Source organism: Anaerotignum faecicola, assembly GCA_024460105.1.
GTDB lineage: Bacteria > Bacillota > Clostridia > Lachnospirales > Anaerotignaceae > JANFXS01.
This window is the reverse complement of sequence record JANFXS010000462.1, coordinates 1-408: the sequence shown is the minus strand read 5'-3', so window position 1 is coordinate 408 and position 408 is coordinate 1. Positions and strand designations below refer to the sequence as shown.

Annotated in this window: 1 protein-coding gene; it reads left to right on the top strand. The window is 51.0% G+C overall.

From position 1 onward, the window contains the following. A partial coding sequence (locus NE664_14880; GenBank protein ID MCQ4727920.1) for an efflux RND transporter permease subunit occupies positions 1–355 on the top strand: 355 nt, incomplete at its 5' end. Positions 356–408 lie beyond the last annotated feature (53 nt).

Sequence of the window (408 nt, the reverse complement as noted above, 5' to 3'; positions counted from 1 at the left end):
GGAAATTTCAATGCCGTCTTTACTGGGATTCTTAATGCTGATTGGTACGGTTGTCAATGCCGGTATCCTTTATGTCGATACCGTCAACCAGTACCGTTCCACGATGGATAAGAGGACGGCAATGATTGAGGCCGGAGCGACGAGATTACGTCCCATCCTCATGACTACCCTGACGACCATCGTGTCCATGATTCCGCTGGCGATTGGATACGGCAGCAATGGAGAACTGATGCAGGGGCTTGCCCTTGTCAATGTCGGCGGCCTGACGGCTTCCACTGTCCTTTCGCTCCTGATGCTTCCGGTTTATTACTCAATTATGAGCGGAAAAGTAGATACCACACCGATGCCTGATTAAGGAAGTCGTGTCCGGAGGGAGCAGCAGGCGAACTCCGGACTAAAAAATTGGAA